Genomic DNA, 24659 nt, shown 5'->3' with positions numbered 1-24659 from the left:
ATCTAATGCCAAATCTCTACCCACTGATACGACCTTTATTATTCAAGTTTGACCCTGAAACGGCTCACGGCCTAACTTTTTTTGCCCTGGAACTGGGTGGCAAACTGGGTCTCACTCAATACACACCAGATGTTAAACCCGTGAAAGTCATGGGTTTGGAATTTCCAACGCCACTCGGATTAGCCGCAGGTCTGGATAAAAATGGGACTCATATCAATGCATTGGCTGCACTGGGATTTGGTTTTCTTGAAATAGGAACGGTAACGCCTCGTCCACAACCTGGCAACCCCAAACCACGTCTGTTTCGTATTCCACAAGCGCAAGCAATCATTAACCGCATGGGGTTTAATAATGAGGGTGTAGATCATCTTATTGCCAATATTAAAGCTGCAAAATTTAAGGGGGTTTTGGGAATTAATATTGGAAAAAATGTTGATACACCCATTGAAAAGGCGGCTGATGATTATCTCATCGGGCTGCGCAAAGTCTATCCGTATGCCAGCTATGTTGCTGTGAATATCTCTTCACCCAATACCGCTAACCTAAGAGAACTGCAACAAGCAGATCAAATTGGTGGTCTATTAGAAAAACTCAAGCAAGAGCAACTCATCTTAAATAAAGAGCACGGACGTTATGTTCCTATCGTTGTAAAAATTGCACCCGATATGAGTGAAGATGAAATTGAAGCTGTAGCCAAAGCACTGCTCTCTTATGAGATGGACGGCGTGATTGCCACCAACACCACCCTCTCTCGCTCTGGTGTTGAAAATATGGCGAATGGGGATGAACAAGGCGGGCTGAGTGGCGCACCTCTGACACAAAATTCCACTGAAACAGTGAAACAACTTTATGCGTGTGTTGGCGATAAATTACCGATTATCGCAGCCGGTGGCATCATGAACTCTACTGACGCTCAAACCAAGCTTGATGCGGGTGCAAAATTAGTACAAATATATTCAGGCCTTATTTACAAAGGCCCTGAATTGGTTAAAGAGATTACTGAGAATTTACATTATTAGGAACAAACACTAGCAGCTTTCAATACTAAACCCTGTGCCCTTTATTAATGCCTGAACTGCATCAGAAGAAGCGTCAGGGTTTGCAGCGTTCAGGTGAACCGTTAATATTTTATCCGGGTTTTTTGTATCAACGTCCCAGCTTTCGATAAAATTAGAATCATTCAGTCGTGGTGAAACTTTTGCGACACAACTGCCACAGTTAATGCTTGTTTTGAATTTTAATACTGTTTCCACTTTTGTGACCTTTTAAGTTTTTTAATTAATTGATTGCCATTTCAATCTAAGACTGTTCGATACCACCGAAACTGAGCTAAACGCCATCGCAGCCGCTGCAAGCATCGGATTCAGCATAAAGCCATTAAACGCATAAAGCACACCGGCTGCAAGTGGAATTCCGATCAAGTTATAGATAAATGCCCAGAACAAATTCTGTTTGACTGTTCTGACCGTCTGCTTTGAGAGACGCAAAGCTTTTGGGATCAAATTAAGATCTGAAGTAATCAACGCAATTTTAGCAACATCAATCGCAATATCAGACCCTTTCCCCATCGCGATGCTAACATCGGCTTGTGCCAGTGCATGAGAATCATTGATCCCATCCCCCACCATTCCCACAATCAAACCTTTTTTCTGCAACTCTTCTACAAACTTTGCTTTTTCATCAGGCATCATATTCGCTTTATAATGCAAAATGTCCACCTGATCAGCAACCACTTTGGCCGTTTGTTCGTTATCACCCGTCAGCATGTACACATCAATGCCCTGCTCTCTCAAGGTGTGTATGGCCTGCTTTGAAGTGTCTTTTATTTTATCTGTAATCGCAAAGAGTGCTAAAACCTGTTTATTGTCTGTAAAATAAATCACTGTTTTTGCATTATCTTGCAATGCGTTAATTTTAGTTTTTAAACCTTCACTCAGTGATGCATATTGCTCTTTTAACAAAGCTTGATTGCCAACAAAATAGCTCACATTATTGACTGTTGCAGAAACACCTCTTCCAGTAATGCTTTCAAAACCATCTATTTCCACTGCTTCAATTTTTTCATTTTCCAGCTTGTTGATCACTGCGCCTGCAAGCGGGTGTTCAGAACGTTTTTCTATTGAGTATAGAATCTGTTTCAGAGTCACTTCTTCCTCTTTATCAGAGAGCCAGATCACGTCAGTGACAACAGGTTTCCCCTCTGTGATTGTTCCGGTTTTATCTAACACAAGGGCATTAATTTTATGCGCTAATTCAAGGCTTTCAGCATCTTTTATCAAAATATTATTTTCAGCGCCTCGACCCACACCCACCATAATAGCCGTCGGTGTTGCCAGCCCCAAAGCACAAGGGCAAGCGATAATCAAAACGGTAATTGAAGCCAGCATCGCCATCGTTCCTGCCTCTTCACCACCAAAAATCAACCAGACAATAGAGGTAAAAATTGCAATTCCAATCACAATGGGGACAAAGATTCCAGCAATTTTATCGACCAGTTTTTGCACAGGTGCTTTACTTCCTTGCGCCTCCTGTACCATTTTTATGATTTGAGACAATACCGTCTCACTGCCCACTTTTTCAGCGACAAAACGAAAGCTACCTTTTTGGTTAATAGTGCCAGCAAATACCGCGTGACCGGCTACCGCTTCGACGGGCACAGGCTCGCCGCTGATCATGCTTTCATCCACAAAGGATGAACCATCCTGAACGCGGCCATCCACCGGAATTTTCTCACCCGGTTTAACCAACAACAGGTCACCTTTCATGACGTTTTTAATAGGAATTTGTTGCTCCGAACCATCCTGTGCGACTTTTATTACAGTCTTTGGCTGCATACCGATCAGCTTTTTAATCGCCGACGATGTATTCAATTTTGCTTTTTCTTCTAAAAACTTACCCAAAAGAATAAACGTAATAATTGCTGTTGCAGCTTCATAATAGACATGGGCTTCCAACCCTTTATGAGTCCAATATTCAGGAAACAAGGTATTAAACAAGCTAAAAATAAAAGCGATCCCCGTACTCAGTGAAACCAGAGTATCCATATTGGTCTTATGAATTTTTACCTGTTGATAAGCGCTGATAAAAAAGCGTCGCCCATAGATAAATATCACAGGAACAGACAAACCCAGCATGATCCAGTTGGCATAAGGCAAGTCCATATAAAACATGGCAATGATCATAATCGGAAAAGTAAAAATAGACGATTGAATGACATGGCTTTTAAGCTCATTCAATTCACCTATTTTTTGCCGCTCAAGCTTTTGACGAACATCGTCTTGGTCATCTTCAATCATCAAGTCAAAACCGACACCATTCAGTGCCGTTTTTAACGCCTCAGCGCTGACCTCGCTTGACTGATATTCAACAAGAACAGAAGCACTTGCAAAATTCACCTGAGCATTAACAACACCATCCTGAGCTTTGAGAATATTTTCGACACTCCCAGCACATGAAGCACATGACATACCTGTTACTGGGTAAGAGTTTTTGATGACCGATTCCATAATATTCCTCATACAATAATATTCAACAGAATATTAGTTTTCTGTTGAAAACACACCAATTATGAACTAAATAAATATACCCGCACCTAAAGAAATTGTTATAACCGTCCGAAAATCCTAATGAATACCAGGATAAATATGAATGGATAATGTGCTAAAAAAGTTTCAGGGAAATTCTTATCTTTACGGTGGCAATGCAGATTTCATTGAAACACTGTATGAACGCTATCTTGAAAGCCCAGATGAAGTCAGTCATGAGTGGCGTAAATATTTTGACCAAATCCAGGAAAACAGTGTTCAAGACATATCCCACAAAGATGCTATAAAAACTTTTGTATCATACCGTCAAGAGCATGATTCGCAACGGCTCCCCTCGCCCACCACTTGTACCTCCGCTCAAAAACAGCTGGCTGTCGCTGCCTTGATTGAAACCTATCGCTCACGTGGACATCAGCAAGCAACGCTCAACCCACTGGAGTTCCATCAGCGCCCTCCGGTTGCAGCACTGGATCCAAGTTTTCATGGCTTATCCAGCAGCGATATGTCACAAAATTTTAACACCAGTTTTCCGACAGGCCCAGAGCAGCTCTCTCTATCTGAAATTTTGCTCTATCTAAAACAAGCCTATTGCGGAAATTTCGGCGTTGAATACATGCATATTGCCAGCTCGATACAAAAGCGCTGGATTCAAGAACGATTTGAAACATTCCCAACTCACCCTGAATTTATGCCTGAAAAAAAACGCCAGTTACTGGAGAGAATCATCGCCGCCGAAGGCATTGAAAAGTACCTTCACACAAAATATGTCGGGCAAAAACGTTTCTCCTTAGAAGGTGGCGAAAGCCTGATTATAATACTCGATGAACTGCTTCAACATGCGGCTGGAATAAAGGTTGAAGAGACCGTCATTGGCATGGCTCACCGAGGACGTTTAAACGTATTGGTCAATATACTCGGAAAATCTCCACGAGAACTCTATCAAGAATTTGAAGGCTCAAAACAAGAACCCGATGATAACCGCCCTGGCGATGTCAAATACCATCAAGGCTTTTCATCCAACATAGAAACATCCGATGGCAGTATGCATCTGGCACTCTCATTCAACCCATCTCATCTTGAGATTATTGACCCCGTTGCCATTGGCTCGGTGCGTGCACGCCAGCGTCGCCGTAACGACCATAATGGCGATCAAGTGTTGCCCATTTTAATTCATGGTGATTCTGCTTTTGCCGCGCAGGGAGTCGTCATGGAAACCCTGAATATGTCACAAGCCCAAGGTTATACCGTGGGGGGAACAGTACATATCATCGTTAATAATCAGATCGGCTTTACCACCAGCAATCCACTCGATATGCGCTCAACCGTCTATTGCAGTGATGTGGCTAAAATGGTTCAAGCCCCCATTTTCCACGTCAATGGTGATGACCCTGAAGCGGTCGCATTTATTACCAAAATCGCTCTGGAATTTCGCATGAAATTTCGTAAGGATGTTGTCATTGATATGATCTGTTATCGACGACATGGCCATAACGAAGCGGACGAACCGGCCGCAACGCAGCCAATGATGTATCAAAAAATCAAAGCGCACCCGACAACAGCCACGTTGTATGCAGAGCAACTGATTCGTGAAAATATTCTCTCTTTAACGGATGTTGAAAAGATGTCGATCCAATACCGGGATGCGCTGGATCAAGGTGATGTTGTTGCTCGAAATATTTTGCCTCACCCTGATAACAAAATGGTGAACTGGGATCCTTACAGACAAGTAGAGTGGGATCACGCAACAGATACCACGCTCAGTCTGGAAAAAATCAAACAACTGGCCAGCAACCTCAATAAAATTCCTGATGGCTTTGAACTTCACCCTCGCGTTGAAAATATCTTAATCAATAGAAACAAAATGGCTGTCGGTGCCAAACTGATTGACTGGGGCTTTGCTGAAACCATCGCCTATGCTTCACTCTTGACGGAAGGTTATCCAATACGACTTTCAGGACAAGACAGTGGACGCGGTACTTTTTTTCATCGCCACGCCGTTCTTCACAACCAAAAAAATGGTGAGTCTTACACCCCACTGCAACACCTGAATGAAGAGCAAGCGCAATTTATTGTCATTGACTCATTGCTTTCTGAAGAAGCTGTTTTGGGTTTTGAATACGGCTACAGCACAACGGATCCTAACTCACTCACCATCTGGGAAGCCCAGTTCGGTGATTTTGCCAATGGCGCACAAGTTGTTATCGACCAGTTCATCACATCGGGCGAAGCCAAGTGGCGGCGTTTATGTGGGTTGGTACTATTTCTCCCGCATGGCTACGAGGGGCAAGGCCCAGAACACTCATCCGCGCGAATAGAGCGTTACCTGCAACTATGCGCGGATCACAATATACAAGTCTGTAATCCGACCACTCCAGCGCAGATGTTTCATATGCTACGTCGGCAGATGATTCGCCCCTACCGCAAGCCATTGATTGTATTTACACCCAAAAGCCTGTTGCGCCACAAGCTTGCAACATCGACGCTCGATGATCTCTCGCAAGGAGCGTTTCAAACGATTATTCCAGAGCATGAAACCCAGACAAAAAAACAAGTGCGACGCATCGTATTTTGCAGCGGAAAAATTTACTACGAATTATTGGAAGCACGAAAAACCCGCGAGATTGACAATATTGCACTCATACGCATCGAGCAACTCTACCCTTTTCCACATGATGAACTGACAAAGTTGCTCAAACAGTATCCAAAGGCAAAAGAGATTGTCTGGTGTCAGGAAGAGCCAAAAAATCAGGGCGCGTGGTATCAAACGCAGCATAATATTCAAGAATTTATGCGCCCTGAGCAGACACTTTTTTATGCAGGGCCAGATGCATCCGCCTCACCCGCCGCAGGTCGCTTTAAATTACACTTGCAAATACAGAAAAAATTGATTGATGACGCTTTGAAGGTAACTAAAAATGGAAATTGAAATTCGTGTCCCGACACTACCAGAATCAGTCTCTGATGCCGTACTGCTCAAATGGCACAAAAAAGAGGGGGATACCATAAAGCGCAATGAGAGCCTTGTGGATATCGAAACCGACAAGGTTGTTCTGGAAATACCCGCGCCTGCTGACGGAGTTTTGCAACAGATTAAAATTCAGGATGGCGCTGATGTCTCTGAAGATGAATTGATCGCACTGCTACAATCAAAGGGGTCAGAGTCGATTGATTCTTCCCCTTCGGCAAACAGCTCCAACGAACATAAATCAATCGACTCTGACCCCTTTGATTTACTGCGAATTTCACCAGCTGCACAAAGCTTAATTAAGAAAAACAGACTCGATCCAGCAAAAATTGAAGCCACAGGTAATCGAGGCCATATTATAAAAGAAGATGTGCTCAATTATTTAAAAAAACAAAAAACAGAAGCGACCCCAATATCTCAAGTAACAGAAGAAAAATCACCACCACCTGAAGAAGCTACACTCACAAACCAAAAAATCACTGAACGTGCTGAAAAACGTGTTCCCATGACACGGTTACGCGCACGGATTGCCGAACGTCTGGTAGAAGCACAACAAAACGCGGCCATCTTAACAACCTTTAACGAAGTCAACATGCAACGCATCATGTCACTGAGGCAAGAATACAAAGAGCCTTTTGAAAAAGAGCATGGCATTAAGTTGGGATTCATGTCCTTTTTTGTAAAAGCTTGCACGGCGGCACTCAAACAATATCCCGTGGTCAATGCCTCTGTCGATGCCCAAGAGATCATTTACCACAACTACAGCGATATCGGAATCGCCGTCTCCTCACCGCGTGGTTTAGTCGTGCCTATTCTACGCAACGCTGAAACCATGAGCTTGGCAGATATTGAGAAAAATATTAGTGGCCTTGCTATCAAATCACGCGAAGGCACACTCACGATGGATGATCTCAGTGGCGGTACGTTCACCATCACCAATGGCGGCGTATTTGGCTCGCTGATGTCCACCCCCATTATTAATCCACCACAAAGCGCAATTTTGGGTATGCACAAAATTCAGGAGCGCCCCATGGCTGAAAATGGAGAGGTCGTGATCAGACCCATGATGTATCTGGCGCTCTCCTATGACCATCGTATTATTGATGGGCGTGATGCCGTACAATTTTTGGTCTCAGTGAAAGCATCACTGGAAGACCCTACCCGACTTTTGCTTGAGGTTTGAGGTAAATATCATGTCTAAATCTTACGATGTTATTGTCATTGGTGCAGGCCCTGCTGGTTATGTGGCTGCCATTCGTTGCGCTCAACTTGGTTTGAATACCGTTTGTATCGACAACTGGCTTAATGAAAGTGGAAAATCCAGCCTCGGTGGAACCTGCCTCAATGTAGGCTGCATTCCATCAAAAGCATTGCTGGAATCCTCAGAGCATTATGACCAGCTATTAAACCAGTATAGCAATCACGGCATTCACGCCGAGAATATCTCTATTGATATTTCTACTATGCAAAAGCGGAAGCAGAAAATTGTCGATGAACTGACCGGTGGTATCTCTGCACTTTTTAAAGCCAATAAAATAAAAAAAATCAGTGGTCATGGGCGATTATTAGCCAATAAAAACGTTGAAATTGTACCTTCAGAAAAAGGTAAAAAAACAACGATCAGTGCTGAGCACATCATTCTCGCACCGGGATCACGCCCAGTAAAAATTGCAGCCGCTGAGCAAGATGATGAAAAAATTGTAGATTCCACAGGGGCACTTGCTTTTCAAACCGTGCCTAAACGGCTCGGCATCATTGGTGCGGGAGCCATTGGCCTTGAAGTCGGCACTATCTGGCGACGACTCGGCGCTGAAGTGGTCATACTGGAAGCCCAAGATAGTTTTTTATCCACCGTTGATGAACAGATCAGCCGCATGGCACTTAAACAATATAAAAATCAGGGGCTGGACATTCGCTTAGGTGCCTGTGTGACTGCTACCAAAACACATGCTCAAACAGTCACGATCACCTACCGTGATTCCAAAGGTGAGTCGACACTCAAGGTGGATAAGCTTGTTGTTGCGGTGGGTCGTCGCCCCAACAGTGAAAATATCTATGCATCAGAGTCAGGTTTATTAGTGAATGAAGGGGGATTTATTCACGTTAATGAACGCTGTAAAACCAATCTCCCAGGTGTTTATGCCATTGGTGATGTTGTACGTGGCTCCATGTTGGCACACAAAGGATCAGAAGAAGGTGTCGCTGTGGCAGAAACCATCGCCGGACTTCATCGACAAGTGAATTACGACATCATGCCCGCAGTCATTTACACTCAACCTGAAGTCGCCTGGGTCGGTCGCACCGAACAGACACTTCGCGCTTCTGAAGAGAACATAAAAATTGGAACCTTTCCATTTGCAGCCAATGGAAGAGCACGAGCAATGGGGGATGCGAATGGACTGGTTAAAATCATAACCCATGCAGACACCGATCGTATTTTGGGTGTTCACATTTTGGGCCCCCATGCATCAGAGCTTATCGCAGAAGCGACATTAGCCATGGAGTTTTCTGCCAGTGCTGAAGATCTTATTCACACAATCCATGCACATCCAACGTTATCAGAAGCCATGCATGAAGCGGCATTGGCCGTGGATAACCGAGCATTGCACCAAGTTAATAAGGCTATTAAGAAAGAGTAGAAACCGCAGCAACGGCTTGCTTCCACAGAGCGCTGCTGCACAGTTCATTGTGTTCCATACCTTTTCGCCCATGCAGACGCGCGAGTCGCAGGTGGGAAGCGGGGTCATTGTAATCGGGTAAATTATCCAGCAGTTCGGGAATAATATCTAACGTATTGCACACAAGAACCATATCACAGCCCGCCTCAATGGCAGCCTGCGCTCGGTCTTGAATTGATCCAGCATACCCTGCCGCTTCCATCCCCAAATCATCACTGAAAATAACTCCTTGAAAACTCAGGTTCTGGCGTAATATTTTTTGCAACCAGACGGATGAAAAACCCGCGGGTTTAGAATCAATCTGAGGATAAATCACATGCGCCGCCATCACAGCGGCCATTCCATAGTGAATCATGCGTTCAAAAGCGACCATATCTTTTTGAGCAATATCTTCAAAGCAACGCTCATCCGTTGCAATAGAAGTATGGGTATCATTCACCACTGAACCATGGCCGGGAAAATGTTTACCTGTAGCCGCCATTCCTGCTTTTTGCATGCCGCTCATATAAGCATGAGTCAGATTGGAAACCACAGAAGCATTGGAATGAAAAGCACGATCACCAATCACCTGACTCACACCGTGATCCAGATCCAGAATCGGTGCAAAACTCAAATCCACACCCACACTGCGCAGTTCAGCGGCCATCAGCCAACCCATCGTGTTTGCCAGCCGTTTGGCACGTTTTGCATCTAAATCGTACAGCTCACCCAAGCATCGTACCGGTGGCAATGAGCTGAAACCTTCTTTAAAACGCTGTACACGCCCACCTTCCTGGTCAACAGCAATCAATAAATGAGGTTCACGTAGCTGATGGATATTTGTGGTTAATTCTTTTAATTGATTGATAGAAGAGTAGTTACGACTGAATAAAATCACTCCTCCAATCAATGGGTGGAGCAATATTTCTTTCTCAATCGAGGTTAACTCTAACCCCGAGATTCCAACCATTAATGACCCTAAAGACATAATTCACCTTAATGCTGCCGCGTGACGTTAATAAGTAAAATGGATTTTAACCGAATTGAGGTGTTCGAGCTTTGAAAAAAGATAATCAACACGACCATCATTTAGAGTTGAGTGAAATAATCAAAGCACTATTCGGTGACGGCTTGATTAAAAGCACAGACCTTGAGCGACTTATTCTGAAAACACGCAGCCAAGAGCGATTTAAATTTCACCCGTTGGTGGTGATAGCCAATCAAAACCTGCAATGCGCAAAACCACCTCACAGACAGTTAACTCTGGAGACATTAACTGTCTGGCTCGCAAAGTGGTCCAAATTGCCTTATGAACGTATCGACCCATTAAAGATTGATGCCGCCAGTGCAACCTCTGTCATGTCACATGCCTACGCTGAGCGAAATAAAGTTTTACCGCTTGCGATCAAAAAAGATGAGGTCATCATTGCAACAGCAGAACCTTATGTCACACATTGGCAAAGTGAAATCACTCATATTTTAAATAAAAAAATTACCCGAGTTATCGCTAATCCCATTGACATTAGCCGCTATATTGTTGAATTTTACACCGTTTCAAAATCTATTATTGGTGCAACGAACGACTCAAAAAAAGCATCTCAAAATGAAATCACCAATCTGGAGCAAATGCTTGAACTGGGCAAAAAAGGCCAGCTTGATGCGAACGATCAGCATGTCATCAGCATTGTAGATTGGTTATTACAATTTGCTTTTGAGCAACGCGCCAGTGATATTCATGTTGAACCACGCAGGGAACAGGGCAATATTCGCTTTCGCATTGATGGTGTTTTACATCTGGTTTACCAAATGCCAACCCCCGTCATGGCCGCTGTTGTCAGCCGCATAAAAATTCTCGGACGAATGGATCTAGCAGAAAAGCGTCGCCCTCTGGATGGCAGGCTTAAAACAAAAAGTCAGGATGGCAGTGAAATTGAATTACGGCTCGCCACCCTACCCACTGCATTTGGTGAAAAATTAGTGATGCGTATTTTTGATCCTGAAATTCTGGTCAAAAATTTTAACAGCTTAGGTCTGGTTGATGATGACCTTAAATCTTGGGAGTCTATTATCAAGCAACCCAATGGCATTATTTTGGTGACGGGTCCGACGGGTTCTGGTAAAACTACAACACTTTATTCAACACTCAAACATATATCTTCACCCGATATTAATATCTGCACGGTTGAAGACCCGATAGAAATGGTTGTGCCTGAATTCAACCAGATGCAAGTGCAGAGCAATATTGATTTGAATTTTTCTGATGGTGTACGTGCATTGCTGCGTCAGGATCCTGATATTATTATGGTTGGAGAAATTCGAGATCAAGAAACGGCGGAGATGGCAATTCAAGCCGCTCTCACAGGACATTTAGTTTTATCGACACTTCATACCAATGATGCAGCATCCACCTTAACCCGCTTGCTTGATATCGGAATTCCATCCTACTTGATCAGCTCGACACTACTTGGGATTCTCGCTCAGCGACTGATTCGCACACTATGTACACATTGCAAAATAGAAGCACCTCTGGATCAAGCGCTATGGGATACACTCAAGCAGCAATGGAATATTGCTACACCTAAAACAATATCAATCGCCAAAGGTTGTCTGGAGTGCAGAAATACAGGTTATTCCGGCCGCATTGGCATTTATGAGATACTTCCCATGAGCTCTGCTTTAGGTAAGCTCATTCAAAACCATTGTGATATTGAGAAAATACGCCAACAGGCACTTCTTGATGGCATGCAACCGCTGCGTATTTCAGGGCTTAAAAAAGTGTTGGCGGGACAGTCAACATTAGAAGAGGTATTTCGTGTTTCCCCACCGTTTAAAAGTGAGTGATAAAGCACCGACTTTATAAATAAAAAAGAGTTAAACTGTCGAAATTATTTTTTATAGAAAAACAAAGGTCATTGTGAATGAAAGTCGCGTATATTCTGGATGTATTTCCCGTTTTATCTGAAACATTTGTTGTACGAGAAATGCTTGAGTTGCGCAAACTGGGGGTTGATTTATCGATCTATTCCCTACACCAACGAGATCATGAACTCACTCATAGCTTTGTTGAAGAGTTAGTGACAGATACCCACTACCTTCCCAGAAAAGACAAAAGCCATAGACCAAAAATTCTACTGTCACATGTCAAGCTATTTTTAGGTCATCCAAAACGCTACCTTTCAGCATTGGCATTAGCCCGTAAATACGGTAGAAAGACAATGGGTGAGTTTTTCTGGGGGGCCTATTTTATTGATCAGTTCAAAAAAACAGGCATCACACACATTCATGCCCATTTTGCTCTTGATGGTTCAAAGTATGCCATGCTGATCTCTGCACTCACAGGCACACCCTACAGCTTCACCATTCATGCCCATGATATTTTCCTTAAAAAACATGCCGAAACTTTGGTGGACAAATTCAATCGTGCCAAATTTGTAGCGTCTATATCTAGATTCAATAAGCGTTACGTGATGGAACACTACCCAGAGGTGAACCCTGACCGGTTCAGGTTCGTACACTGCGGCATCGAAATGGATCACTTTCCTTTACGAGACTACAAAGAACGAGACACATTAAATATTTTATCAACAGGCCGATTGGTTGAGCAAAAAGGTTTTCGCTATCTGGTTGAAGCGTGCGGCATACTCAAAAATGAAATAGGGCTCGACTTTACCTGCAACATCATTGGTGAAGGAGTTGATAGAGCCGAGCTGGAAGAGATCATTGAACAACAAAAACTAAGAGGCACTGTTCATCTATTGGGTGCAATGGAACACAGCACCGTTAAAGATCTGCTGCTGGAAGCAGACCTATTTGCGATACCTTGCGTCGTCACGCATGACGGTACGATGGATGGAATTCCAGTAGCACTCATGGAAGCCATGGCTGTTGGTGTACCCGTCATTTCCACACGTGTATCGGGTATACCTGAACTGATCAATGATCAAGTTGGAAAGCTGGTTGAACAAAAAGATGCTAAGGGAATGGCTCAAGCGATTGCTAAGTTTGCCAAACTATCTCACAACGATCGAATCAAAATGGGTCAACAGGCGCGACACGTCATTGATCAAGAGTTCAACTCAGCGACAGAAGCAGCCAAGCTACTGAGCTATTTCAAAGAGTGATTCAAAGAAACAATCTTCAAATGCAAGACTGGATTAACAAATTTATATCACACCTCGAAGGTCGTTACTTATCACCTCACACTATCAGTAATTATCGACGCGACCTATTAAAAGCATTTGATTTTTGTAAGCAGCAATCAATCACACAATGGAGTGAAATCACACCGCCACACATACGCCACTTGGTTATCACACTGCACAGCAAAGGCTTAAATGGACGAAGCTTGCAGCGACAACTTTCTGCGCTTCGCACCTTTTTTAACTATCTGCTAAAAAATGGCGAACTTGAAAGCAACCCTGCAATCGGTATTAAAGCCCCAAAAGCAGCGCGTAAACTACCCAAAGTGCTCAATACTGAACAAACCACGCAACTACTAGATAAAGAACCTACGGATAATTTAAGCATTCGTGATTTCGCCATCATGGAGCTGCTCTACTCTTCAGGTCTGCGTGTCGCAGAGTTAACTCAATTAGATTTCGAAGATGTTGACCTTATTGATGCCACAGTGCGCGTCACTGGTAAAGGTGGGAAAATACGCGTCGTCCCTATCGGTCGTTTTGCACGTAAAGCGATTCAGAGCTGGCTTATCGTCCGCAGCACTTTAATTAAAAAAGATGAAATAGCATTTTTTGTGGGTCGTAGAGGCACTCGTCTTACAACACGCGCCGTACAACTGCGACTTAAAGAGTGGGGTATTAAACAGCAACTCAATGTTCCGCTACACCCTCATATGCTACGCCACTCCTTTGCCAGCCACCTGCTGGAATCCAGCGGTCAAATTCGAGCCGTACAAGAACTGCTCGGCCATGCGGACCTTTCATCCACACAAATTTATACCCACCTCGATTTTCAACACTTAGCATCGGTCTACGACAAAACACATCCACGCGCCAAAAAAAAGAAAACGAATTCATGATGGTGTACAATCCTCCGCCATAAATATATTTATAAAAGGTAACTTTTAAAAAGTAAGGAGTTCTCATTGGAACAATATAGAGGCACCACAATTTTATCGGTACGACGAGGTAATCAGGTCGTGATTGGTGGCGACGGTCAGGTTTCACTCGGCAATACCATCATGAAAGGCAACGCTCGCAAAGTACGGCGTTTATACCATGACAAAGTCATTGCTGGTTTTGCGGGCGGTACTGCCGATGCATTCACACTGTTCGAACGCTTTGAAGGTAAGCTGGAAAAACATTCAGGCAATTTAACTCGCTCAGCAGTCGAACTGGCTAAAGACTGGCGGACTGACCGTATGTTGCGCCGCCTTGAAGCGCTGCTAGCGGTTGCCGACCATGAAACTTCTCTTATTATCACAGGTAACGGTGATGTTATTGAGCCAGAAAATAGCTTGATGGCCATCGGTTCCGGTGGTGCGTTTGCTCAATCAGCGGCTCAAGCACTTCTGGAAAATACGGAACTGGATGCTCGCAGCATTGTCGAGAAAGGATTGGCTATCGCTGCTAATATCTGTGTTTACACCAATAACAACACTACCATCGAAACACTGACCAACGAATAAATTATGTCTAACATCAATCAAAGTATGACCCCAAGAGAGATCGTCCAGGAATTGGACAAACACATCATCGGCCAAGCCGATGCCAAGCGCGCTGTCGCGATCGCATTGCGTAATCGCTGGAGACGTTCACAAGTCGATGAAGCACTTCGTAATGAGATCACACCCAAGAATATTCTGATGATTGGCCCAACTGGTGTTGGTAAAACTGAAATTGCCCGCCGTGTTGCCAATATTGCCGATGCGCCTTTTATTAAAGTAGAAGCCAGCAAATTTACGGAAGTCGGTTATGTCGGACGTGATGTTGAATCAATCATCCGCGATCTGGTTGATATCGCGATAAAGCAGACACGCGAAACCGAAATGCGTAAGGTCAAACGTCGGGCGGAAGATGCTGCGGAAGAGCGCATTCTCGATATTTTATTGCCACCGGCACGCGGTGAAGAGAGTACAGACGATGAGTCCTCAACACGCCAGCGTTTTCGTAAAATGTTGCGTGAAGGCAAGCTTGATGACCGTGATATTGACATTGAAATCAACATGCCTGCGATGGGCGTTGAAATCATGGCACCCCCTGGCATGGAAGATATGACTAATCAGTTGCAAAGCATGTTTCAAAATATGTCCAGCTCAAAAACAAAATCACGCCGCCTGCCTATCAAGGATGCTTATAAAGTACTCGTTGATGATGAAGCTTCAAAAATGATGAATGATGACGAGATCAAAACAAGAGCCGTACAAAGCGCCGAACAAAATGGCATTGTATTTCTTGATGAAATCGACAAAATTTGCAAAAGCAGCGAACGCAGCAGCGGCGATGTTTCTCGTGAAGGTGTGCAACGTGACCTGTTACCATTGGTCGAAGGCTGTACCGTCACCACCAAATTTGGCATGATCAAAACCGACCATATTCTGTTTATCTCCTCAGGCGCATTCCACCTATCTAAACCCTCTGATTTAATCCCAGAGCTGCAAGGCCGCCTGCCTATTCGAGTGGAGTTGCAAGCTCTGAACGCAAAAGATTTCACCCGAATCCTGACCGAACCAGATGCCTCATTAGTCACGCAATATAAGGCTCTGCTCGCCACCGAAGGTGTGACGCTGGATATTACCGAAGATGGCGTCGACAAACTGGCTGAAGTGGCCTGGGAAGTGAATGAGCGCACCGAAAATATTGGCGCACGTCGTTTGCATACTGTCATGGAACGTCTTCTGGAAGATCTCTCTTTTGAAGCATCTGACCGGCAAGGCGAAAATGTCCGCATTGATGCAAAATATGTAGACGATCGCTTGGGCGAACTTGTTAAAGATGAAGATTTAGGGCGCTATATTTTATAATGAGCCAGCAGCAGTCCAATACAAAGCAAGAATCCACCACGCACTTTGGGTTTGAGCAAGTAGCAACAAACGATAAGGTACGTAAAGTCGCAGGCGTATTTGATTCTGTTGCTGATCAATATGATGTTATGAATGATCTAATGTCATTAGGTGTTCACCGAATCTGGAAGCGTGTAGCGATTGAGTATTGTGGTCTGCGCCGTGGCCATCGAGTATTAGATCTAGCCGCCGGAACGGGCGATCTCACCAAACAACAAGCCAAACAGGTCGGTTCGACCGGGCAGGTGGTCTCCAGTGATATTAATCGTAATATGCTCGCCAATGGCCGTCGTCGATTAATCGACCTCGGTATTATTGGCAACGTTAATTACGCACAAGCTAATGCTGAATTCTTGCCTTTTCCAAACAATCATTTTAACTGTATCACGATTGCTTTTGGCCTGCGTAATGTCACTAATAAATCAGTGGCACTCGCTGAAATGTATCGCGTACTAAAGCCTGGTGGTCGCCTGGTGGTACTAGAGTTTTCTGAAGTAACTGTGCCCCCATTGAAGTCATTTTATGATTTTTACTCTTTCAAGATACTCCCCACTCTGGGCAAGTTAATCGCTAATGATGCGGAGAGTTATCGCTACCTGGCTGAATCAATCCGTATGCACCCCGATCAGGAAACATTAAAAACAATGATGCAAGAAGCCGACTTTGAACGCTGTGATTATATCAATATGAGTGCCGGCATTGTTGCGATACACCGAGGTTATAAACTATGAGTTTCAGTGAAGATGAAAATATTGAATACGCTGGTTTTGGTCGACGTTTAACTGCTCAAGTTCTTGACCTTATTATTATTGCTCTTTTTACTTTTGGACTATTAGCTGCGATTTTTGGTCTTGATTATTTCCATATTCAGGCAACTCCCGAAGCGCTCGATGAGCACCCCAACAGTTATTTTATTGAGCTTTTTATCAACAATATTCTGCCTGCTATTTTCGTGATTTTTATGTGGGTCAAATTCATGGCAACGCCTGGAAAAATGTTACTGGATTGTTATGTTGTTGACGCAAGAACAGGGGGAAATATTACAGTACTTCAAGCCATCCTTCGCTATATTGGTTATTTTATTTCAGCACTTCCGCTATTCTTAGGGTTCTTTTGGATGTTTTGGGATAAACGCAATCAATGTTTTCATGATAAAATTGCCAAAACAGTGGTAGTAAAAGGCAGTGAAGATACTGAAGATTCACTTGAAACTCTAGAAAATAAACTATTGTGACCTTACCAAACACATTAATTAACTTGCTGGAAAAGGCTTTTAATCACTATTTAAGCCTTGACCCGTTAACACCTGAAAAACTTACCCAACTCGACAATAAAATTATCGCGGTTGAACTGACCGATGCTAGTCAAACACTCTACTTTACTTTTACAGACCAACACGTAGAAATCACTCTCACACTAACTGAGCCTGAATCAGCGAATACCATTATAAAAGGCAGCCTGTTTTCACTGGCAAAAATAGGATTAGAAAAACCGAGCAGTGCTTCTATTTTTTCGAGCAATATTGAAATTCAAGGCGATACTGAGCTTGGAAAACAATTCCAGAAAATGCTTCAAGAAATCGACATTGACTGGGAAGAGCAGCTCTCACATTACACTGGCGATGTGATTGCTCATCAAGCAGGAAGTGCGGCTCGAACATTGCAAGATTGGGCGAAACAAACATTCGGCACATTAAAGCAAAATACCACAGAATATTTACAAGAAGAGAGCCGTGACCTCCCCCACCCCATTGAAGTCAACACGTTTCTAAGTGATGTCGATCAGCTACGCATGGATATAGATCGCCTTGAAGCACGCATTCATCGTTTACAGAATAACAAATAATGGCTCACCCAAAACAGCTTTTACGCCTGTTTGAAATTAATAGAGTATTAATTAAGCACGGCCTTGACGAAGTTTTACTCGCCACCCACCTGTTTCGTCCACTGCGATTCCTACGGTATGTACTTCCTTGGAACTGGATCAAACGAGATCACCCCCCTCATGCGGTACGTATTCGTCGTGCCCTTGAAGATTTAGGCCCAATTTTTGTAAAATTTGGCCAAATCCTCTCCACTCGCCGCGACCTGTTACCCGATGATCTTGCAGATGAGCTCGCCAAACTTCAAGATCGTGTACCTCCCTTTTCCAGCGAAAAATCCCGAGCAATTATTGAAGAAGCCTACGGCAAGCCCATCAGTGAAATTTTCTCTGAGTTCAACTCTGACACCTTAGCCGCCGCCTCCATCTCCCAGGTTCATACCGCACGTTTACATAGCGGTGAAGATGTCATTGTGAAAGTACTGCGCCCAGGTATTGAAAAAACCATTCGTCACGATATCGACCTGCTCTATACTTTGGCTCACTTGGCGACACGCTACTGGAAAGATGCTCACCGCCTGCGCCCTGTAGAAATTGTTCAAGAGTATGAAAAAACTATTTTTGATGAGCTTGACCTGATGCGCGAAGCCGCGAACGCATCACAACTGCACCGTAATTTCAAAAAATCTGACCTACTCTATATTCCTGAAGTATTTTGGCCATACGCTCGTAAAAATATTCTGGTTATGGAGAGAATTTATGGCATTCCAGTGGATGATGTTGAGCAACTTAAAGAGAAAAACATTAACCTTAAAGCTCTTTCATCACGAGGAGTCGAAATTTTCTTCACACAAGTTTTCAGTCATAATTTTTTCCATGCAGATATGCACCCTGGCAATATCTTTGTGGCTGATGATGGCCAATACATTGCGGTGGATTTCGGTATCGTCGGCTCACTGAGTTTTGAGGATCAACACTACCTTGCTGGAAACTTTCTCGCATTTTTTAACCGTGATTACCAACGTGTTGCCGAGCTGCATGTGCAGTCAGGCTGGATATCGCCTGAAACACGAGTTGATGAATTCGAGTCCGCAATTCGTAGCGTCTGTGAACCTATTTTTGAAAAACCATTAAAAGATATTTCATTTGGGCACCTGCTGTTACGCCTGTTTCAAACCGCACGCCGCTTTGATATGCAGATACAACCCCAACTGGTTCTCTTGCAGAAAACACTATTAAATATTGAAGGGTTGGGGCGACAGCTCAATCCAGAACTTAACTTATGGGAAACTGCAAAGCCATTTTTAGAAAAATGGATGCGTGATCAAATTGGACCCAGTGCTGCTTTTAAAGAGCTAAAAAACAATGCGCCCCGCTGGATGGAAGCGTTCCCCAAGTTGCCTATGCTCGCCTACGACACATTGGAACAGATCAACAAAGGAAAACTGCAAGTTAACTGGAAATCTGATGAACTGAAAAAGATTCATCAAGAGATAAAATTAGGCAATCGGCGAACCTTTTCTGCAATTGTCGGTGGAAGTTTAATCATATCCGCCACAATACTGTTAGCTCTCAATGGTTTCACACTCGCTATGTTAGGCTCCATGCCCGTACTAAGCTGGTTACTGGCTGGTGTTGGCATCATAGTTTTGTTAAATGGTCGTCGTTCGAAATAATATACGGAGACACTTGTGACCTTCAGCCATTTTTTCTGGTTTATTATTTTTGCTATCATTGCTCTGCTTTGGTGGCGTACCCATGAAATCAAACAAATCGCATATCGCTTGGCCAAACGCCATTGTGGTGAAATGGAAGTCCAGTTTCTGGATGACAGTATCGTGTTGCGGCGTATCCGATTAAAGCGTTTAACCAATGGTCAAATATCTCTATTAAGAGTTTTTCATTTTGAATTTGCCACTATCGGTGATGCACGTTATCAAGGAGAGATCATATTCAAGGGGTTTAAACTTCACAGTATTGAACTAGAGCCCTATCGCTTTTAATCTCCACGTTCTTTTCATTCGGACATAAGCCATCATCATAAAAATTAAGAATTTTTCGATAATCGTCGATATTTAACTCTGTCAATGAAAAAGTAATTGTCATTGGCTTAAGCGAGAGTGATTTCATGAACTTCTCGCAGGGAAGATGTATTAATTTTGACAACAACAAATCACCTAAAGCAATAAAAATTAAATATCAGGTGAATATCAGTGGATGAATATGAATACAAAATACCGCCAAAAACTGACTCGCATTCTATTTTTAATCACCCTTTCAGGCTACTCTATAGCTGCTAACGCTCTAGGGGTTGGTTCACTTACTGTAGAGTCCAAACTAAATCAGCCACTTAATGCACATATTGAGCTCCTCTCCACAGAGGGTGTCGAGCCATCCCAAATTACAGCTGTTATTGCAAAGTCATCCATTTTTGAACGTGCTGGAGTTGATTACTCTCCGGCACTCAATGATATTAATCTCAAAATTTCGACTAATTCAAACGGTACACCTTACATTGACATGAGTTCACAGCAGTCTCTGCAAGAGCCTCTTGTAAATTTGATTTTAGAGGTTAAATGGAAGCAGCAACGCCTACTGAGAAAATTTACAATCACATTAGAGCCGGCACCTATTGAGAAAGTAACTGAAACTCCAAAACCTGAAAAAGCAGTTATCGCACAAAATGAACCCGAGGTTAAAACACCAAAACCCATCAAAAACCCAGCCCCGACAGAAAATCAACAGCAACCCGTTGCAACGAATACATCCATTAAAGTGTATGAAGTAAAAACAAACAAAGATACATTATGGAGTATCGCCACTCAATTTCGCCCTAATAAATCCTATAGCATGGATCAGGTGATGAAAGAGATACTCAAGCAAAATCCTTCTGCTTTTCTCAATAATAATATCAATCTTTTGAAAACAGGATCTACACTGCGCTTTGATTCATCGTTGCTCTCAGACCAAACAACTCAAAAATCAACCCAGGCAGTGGTTAAAAAAGTGGCTCAAAAGCCACTAAAAACCCTACCATTATCATCCTCCAGTGAGGTTAAAACTTATAAAGTCAAAAATAAAGAAACACTTTGGAGTATCGCCAGTAAACTCCGTCCTGACTCAACTTACAACATGAATAAGATCATGAGCGCGTTGTTAAAGCAAAACCCGGAAGCATTTCTTAACAACGATATCAGCCAGTTGAAAAAAGGTGCCATACTGAGTTTGAATATTCATCAACTTGGTAACACAACGATCACAAAAGCACCTTCCCCTGAAAAGAGATCAACAACACCTGTCATTAAACACACCGAGCACGTTCAAACCACACCATTAACATCACCTTTAGACAAAAATTCTGAGCATATTTCTGCTCAGAAAGATTTGAACGAAGATCAGGTGAAGAGTGCAACTATAGAATTATTAATGAAAAAAATTGATAGTGTTCAACAACAGATTGTAGAAATTCAGAATTTACTGATGGATAATCAGAGTGAATTAACACAATTAAAAAGTGAAGTTCAAATTCATTTGGCAACAGAAACGGCTATTACACCTGAAACGACACAACTCAAATCGGATCTTTCCACAGCACCCCCCACATTAGAAACATTTACAGATCATTCACAGCAAGTGATCGCTGAAGCGCCTGAAGTCAGCCATGAAAATTTTTCGACGGAGCCGCTGACTCCACTCGTTGATGTCATTGAGCATGAAAATACTCAAGAAGGAGGTCTCTTTAGTAGTCTGATGAGTAATCTAAAATTAGTTCTGATCAGTTTGGGAACAATATTATTAGGGATCGCGGGTTTCTTTTTATATCGCCATTTAAAAAGTAACAAAGAAGATACAGAGGTCAATGATGAGTATCTGGAAGATACAACTCTAACTGATCAAGCACCTACTTTTGATCAGGAGTTAAAGCAGTATCAAGAGCCAAAAACAATCACTGATATGGAGACAGGTGAAGATGTACCCCTGGATTCTGACCTCCGAGCTCTTTATGAGGCGGATATTTACATTGCTTGTCAACGTTACTCTCGTGCTGAAGAGTCACTCATGAGTGCGATTGAGCTTAACCCGGAACGTATCGAAATTAAACTCAAACTGCTGGAAGTTTATCTCGTTTCACAAAATCATGAAAAATTCATTAAAGAAGCAGGAATTTTCCAAAGCAAAATAGGCGAACACGATCCCAAATGGAAAGATGTTGTTGATATGGGGCGACAACTCTGTCCTGATCACCCACTATTTTCTGGAGAAATCAGTTCAGATGAAATTATTTTGTCTGAAGAGTCCGTACCCTCTAATGAATCCATAATTCAGAGTGAAGAGTTGCAGGATAATGATCTGCCACCTGATCTAAGCCCATCTGAAGATATATTTAAAGCTGAGCATAGCTCATCAATAGACCTAGATGAATCAGATCTTTTTGCAGGCCAAACCAATGAAATAGAAGAACAAGATATTGATCTGTCTTCTATACAGATGGATGACGATGACGATAAAAACAGTTCATTAGATATCGGTGCTGATGATTACAATAAAACTAAAACTAACGCTATTTAGCCATACTCTGTGCAGTTTCAGCCACACGCCGCCCAAGCGCACGACATAGTGCTTGCTCTTCGTCAGTCAGCACAGGTGGTTTGCCATATTCAGATAAATGGCTGGCACCATAAGGTGTTCCACCACTATTTGTATTCAGCAGCGCTGTTTCAGTATAGGGTAAACCCATGATGATCATGCCATGGTGAAACAGTGGTAACATCATGGAAAGTAAGGTACTTTCATGACCTCCATGCATACTGGAGGCTGAAGTAAATACGGCAGCCGGTTTATTCACCAATGCCTTTGCCATCCAGAGGTCACTGTTGCTGTCAATATAATATTTTAGTGGCACAGCCATATTCCCAAAGTGCGTCGGACTGCCTAGCAGCAGACCTGCACAATGCTTTAGATCGTCCGATGTTGCGTAAGGCGCTCCCTCTTTTGGAATATCTTCATCAATAGATTCACACACAGCCGACACATCAGGCACTGTTCGCACCCGAGCCTCCATATTAGCCACCTCTTCCACTCCACGTGCCACACGTTGAGCCATTTCAGCAACATTGCCATGACGGCTGTAATATAGAACTAAAATATAAGCCATTAAATTAATTTTCCTTTTCTTCTTGTTCTAGAACCATTTTTACAAATGGAATCGTCATACGACGTTTGGCGACTAAAGACGCATGATCCAGGCGATCTAAAATTGAAAACAATGCAGCAGTATCTCGCGAGTAGCGTGATAGTAAAAAGTACCCAACCTCATCAGGCATATTGAAACCACGCCGATGCGAACGTAACTGTAACGCTAAAAACTTATCTTCATCACTCAAAGGGTGCAGTTGAAAAATCAATCCCCAAGCTAAACGGGAACTTAAGTCAGGAAGTGCAAGTAACAAATTGCCAGGACTTGCATCACCACTGACAATCAACAAAGTATTATTCGCTCTAACTCGATTGTATAGATGAAACAGTGCAGTTTCCCACTCTTTTTTTCCTGCAATAAGATGCACGTCATCAATACACACCAAAGAAAGTGCCTCCAAACCATCGAGTATTTCTGGAGAAAATTCATCTGCTTGTTTTAAAGTCAGGTAAGTGCACGATTCGCTCTGTTCGCTCACCACTCGGCAAACGCTTTGTAACAGGTGTGTTTTACCGACACTACTCCCCCCCCACAAATAGATGAATCTTTCACCCTTCATTTTCGATAAATTTTTTACAGCCTGCACTGCTTCAAGGTTTAACCCGGTCAAATAATTTTCAAATGAAACTCCATCTTGCAAAGTAACGGCCAATGGAAGTTGGGGATGCGATAACCCTCCCGTACGATGAGTTGTTTGGTTCATTTAAAACGTCCTGAAACAGACCGATGCCTCCAGGCACGTATACCCCAATGATAGATATAGTCAAAACCACTCAACAACGTGGTGATCATCACAAAATAAAAAGTGTATTGAATCAGTAGAGAGTCAATATCCACGATACTCAGTGCAGATACCACAACCAATACAAGAGAAATTTGACTGACCGTATTCAATTTACTTAAATAGCTAGGCTTTAATTCATACTCACCAATAATACGGTGGTAAGCATACGCACCTGCCACAATCACTACATCACGCACAATCACAGCAACCACCAACCATAGAGGAATCTCTCCCATCCACCCCAGTGCTAAAAAAGATGAGACCAACAGGAATTTATCTGCAATTGGGTCAAGAATCGAGCCTAAACGTGAAACCCAGCCATAACGCTTTGCCAGAAAACCATCTAACCCATCAGAAAAGCCCGCAATAAAAAACAGCACTAAAACATTCGCATACTGTGCCTCTAAAACCTGCCAGACCAAAATAGGCACAAGACATATACGAAGTACACTAATAATGTTGGGAATATCGCTTCGTGTCACTTAAGGAGCCCCTGATTAAGTCGATCCACACTGCCCTTACACCCGTATATTTTCACTATACAACCCTTCCAGCTCTACCGCAAAAAGTGAAAGTAGTAATCATAATACGCATATTATCAAAAAAAAAATCAACATTTTTTTGGCCTCCTTGCTTGTTTCAGTTGCGGCAGCAACAGTGTACAGGATA

At 43.0% G+C, this 24659-nt stretch carries 21 protein-coding genes; 15 read left to right on the top strand and 6 right to left on the bottom strand.

Features of this window, described 5'->3' with window-relative positions; genetic code table 11:
- Nucleotides 1-5: 5 nt before the first annotated feature.
- Nucleotides 6-1019 carry a quinone-dependent dihydroorotate dehydrogenase gene (locus L3J70_00815; protein ID MCF6234914.1) on the top strand — a complete coding sequence of 338 codons (1014 nt, stop codon included), beginning with the start codon at nucleotides 6-8 and terminating at the stop codon, nucleotides 1017-1019.
- A gap of 9 nt (nucleotides 1020-1028) precedes the next feature.
- Here the strand turns inward: L3J70_00815 and L3J70_00810 are convergent, their stop codons facing one another.
- Together L3J70_00810 and L3J70_00805 are read right to left on the bottom strand one after the other, a co-directional pair.
- A complete protein-coding gene (locus tag L3J70_00810; protein MCF6234913.1) occupies nucleotides 1029-1253 on the bottom strand; it encodes a hypothetical protein in 225 nt (74 codons plus the stop codon).
- Between the two features lie 21 nt (nucleotides 1254-1274).
- Nucleotides 1275-3506 carry a heavy metal translocating P-type ATPase gene (locus L3J70_00805; GenBank protein ID MCF6234912.1) on the bottom strand — a complete coding sequence of 744 codons (2232 nt, stop codon included), beginning with the start codon at nucleotides 3504-3506 and terminating at the stop codon, nucleotides 1275-1277.
- Between the two features lie 142 nt (nucleotides 3507-3648).
- Between L3J70_00805 and L3J70_00800 the strand changes: the two genes are divergently transcribed.
- From L3J70_00800 to lpdA, 3 genes are read left to right on the top strand one after another with little or no spacing between them, the layout of a single operon-like run.
- Complete coding sequence (locus L3J70_00800) at nucleotides 3649-6471, top strand: 2-oxoglutarate dehydrogenase E1 component (GenBank protein ID MCF6234911.1); 2823 nt, start codon at nucleotides 3649-3651, stop codon at nucleotides 6469-6471.
- Nucleotides 6461-7693, top strand: coding sequence for a 2-oxoglutarate dehydrogenase complex dihydrolipoyllysine-residue succinyltransferase (gene odhB / locus L3J70_00795; GenBank protein ID MCF6234910.1), 1233 nt, complete (start codon nucleotides 6461-6463; stop codon nucleotides 7691-7693). Before L3J70_00800 ends, odhB begins: the two co-directional genes overlap by 11 nt.
- 10 nt (nucleotides 7694-7703) lie before the next feature.
- The gene (gene lpdA, locus L3J70_00790) at nucleotides 7704-9149 is read left to right on the top strand and encodes a dihydrolipoyl dehydrogenase (GenBank protein MCF6234909.1); all 1446 of its coding nucleotides are present in this window, start codon (nucleotides 7704-7706) and stop codon (nucleotides 9147-9149) included.
- Here lpdA and nagZ read toward each other — a convergent pair.
- Nucleotides 9136-10155: a beta-N-acetylhexosaminidase gene (nagZ, locus tag L3J70_00785; protein MCF6234908.1), complete on the bottom strand. Its 1020-nt coding sequence runs from the start codon at nucleotides 10153-10155 to the stop codon at nucleotides 9136-9138. The genes lpdA and nagZ overlap by 14 nt on opposite strands.
- Before the next feature lie 71 nt (nucleotides 10156-10226).
- On the opposite strand from nagZ, the gene L3J70_00780 reads away from it, so the two are divergent.
- From L3J70_00780 to L3J70_00730, 11 genes are all read left to right on the top strand, one after another.
- Nucleotides 10227-12008, top strand: a complete 1782-nt coding sequence (locus tag L3J70_00780) for a GspE/PulE family protein (GenBank protein MCF6234907.1) — start codon at nucleotides 10227-10229, stop codon at nucleotides 12006-12008.
- Nucleotides 12009-12085: 77 nt separating this feature from the next.
- Nucleotides 12086-13288: a glycosyltransferase gene (locus L3J70_00775; protein ID MCF6234906.1), complete on the top strand. Its 1203-nt coding sequence runs from the start codon at nucleotides 12086-12088 to the stop codon at nucleotides 13286-13288.
- Nucleotides 13289-13308: 20 nt separating this feature from the next.
- The gene (gene xerC, locus L3J70_00770; GenBank protein ID MCF6234905.1) at nucleotides 13309-14205 is read left to right on the top strand and encodes a tyrosine recombinase XerC; all 897 of its coding nucleotides are present in this window, start codon (nucleotides 13309-13311) and stop codon (nucleotides 14203-14205) included.
- Nucleotides 14206-14271: 66 nt separating this feature from the next.
- Nucleotides 14272-14814 carry an ATP-dependent protease subunit HslV gene (gene hslV / locus L3J70_00765; protein ID MCF6234904.1) on the top strand — a complete coding sequence of 181 codons (543 nt, stop codon included), beginning with the start codon at nucleotides 14272-14274 and terminating at the stop codon, nucleotides 14812-14814.
- A gap of 12 nt (nucleotides 14815-14826) precedes the next feature.
- Entirely contained in the window at nucleotides 14827-16149 is a 1323-nt protein-coding gene (hslU, locus tag L3J70_00760) for an ATP-dependent protease ATPase subunit HslU (GenBank protein MCF6234903.1), read from the top strand.
- Nucleotides 16149-16919 carry a bifunctional demethylmenaquinone methyltransferase/2-methoxy-6-polyprenyl-1,4-benzoquinol methylase UbiE gene (gene ubiE, locus L3J70_00755; protein ID MCF6234902.1) on the top strand — a complete coding sequence of 257 codons (771 nt, stop codon included), beginning with the start codon at nucleotides 16149-16151 and terminating at the stop codon, nucleotides 16917-16919. The genes hslU and ubiE overlap by 1 nt, the downstream gene beginning before the upstream one ends.
- Nucleotides 16916-17422 (top strand): RDD family protein, encoded by a 507-nt coding sequence (locus tag L3J70_00750; protein MCF6234901.1) that lies wholly within the window; start codon nucleotides 16916-16918, stop codon nucleotides 17420-17422. The genes ubiE and L3J70_00750 overlap by 4 nt, the downstream gene beginning before the upstream one ends.
- Nucleotides 17419-18033: an SCP2 sterol-binding domain-containing protein gene (locus L3J70_00745; GenBank protein ID MCF6234900.1), complete on the top strand. Its 615-nt coding sequence runs from the start codon at nucleotides 17419-17421 to the stop codon at nucleotides 18031-18033. Before L3J70_00750 ends, L3J70_00745 begins: the two co-directional genes overlap by 4 nt.
- Nucleotides 18033-19685, top strand: coding sequence for a ubiquinone biosynthesis regulatory protein kinase UbiB (ubiB, locus tag L3J70_00740; protein ID MCF6234899.1), 1653 nt, complete (start codon nucleotides 18033-18035; stop codon nucleotides 19683-19685). The genes L3J70_00745 and ubiB overlap by 1 nt, the downstream gene beginning before the upstream one ends.
- Before the next feature lie 15 nt (nucleotides 19686-19700).
- Entirely contained in the window at nucleotides 19701-20012 is a 312-nt protein-coding gene (locus L3J70_00735) for a DUF3301 domain-containing protein (protein ID MCF6234898.1), read from the top strand.
- Nucleotides 20013-20226: 214 nt separating this feature from the next.
- Entirely contained in the window at nucleotides 20227-22578 is a 2352-nt protein-coding gene (locus L3J70_00730; protein MCF6234897.1) for a LysM peptidoglycan-binding domain-containing protein, read from the top strand.
- On the opposite strand, the gene wrbA is transcribed toward L3J70_00730, so the two are convergent.
- The 3 genes from wrbA to L3J70_00715 are packed head-to-tail and all read right to left on the bottom strand — an operon-like array spanning nucleotide 22571 to nucleotide 24472.
- On the bottom strand, nucleotides 22571-23164 hold the full coding sequence (gene wrbA / locus L3J70_00725) for an NAD(P)H:quinone oxidoreductase (GenBank protein ID MCF6234896.1): 594 nt from the start codon (nucleotides 23162-23164) through the stop codon (nucleotides 22571-22573). The genes L3J70_00730 and wrbA overlap by 8 nt on opposite strands.
- 4 nt (nucleotides 23165-23168) lie before the next feature.
- The gene (gene hda, locus L3J70_00720) at nucleotides 23169-23909 is read right to left on the bottom strand and encodes a DnaA regulatory inactivator Hda (protein ID MCF6234895.1); all 741 of its coding nucleotides are present in this window, start codon (nucleotides 23907-23909) and stop codon (nucleotides 23169-23171) included.
- A complete protein-coding gene (locus tag L3J70_00715; protein MCF6234894.1) occupies nucleotides 23906-24472 on the bottom strand; it encodes a CDP-alcohol phosphatidyltransferase family protein in 567 nt (188 codons plus the stop codon). The genes hda and L3J70_00715 overlap by 4 nt, the downstream gene beginning before the upstream one ends.
- Nucleotides 24473-24659: the final 187 nt, after the last annotated feature.

Source organism: Gammaproteobacteria bacterium, assembly GCA_021648145.1.
Lineage (GTDB): Bacteria > Pseudomonadota > Gammaproteobacteria > JAADGQ01 > JAADGQ01 > S141-38.
Note: the sequence above shows the minus strand (reverse complement) of the source record. Positions and strands in the feature narration are given on the sequence as shown.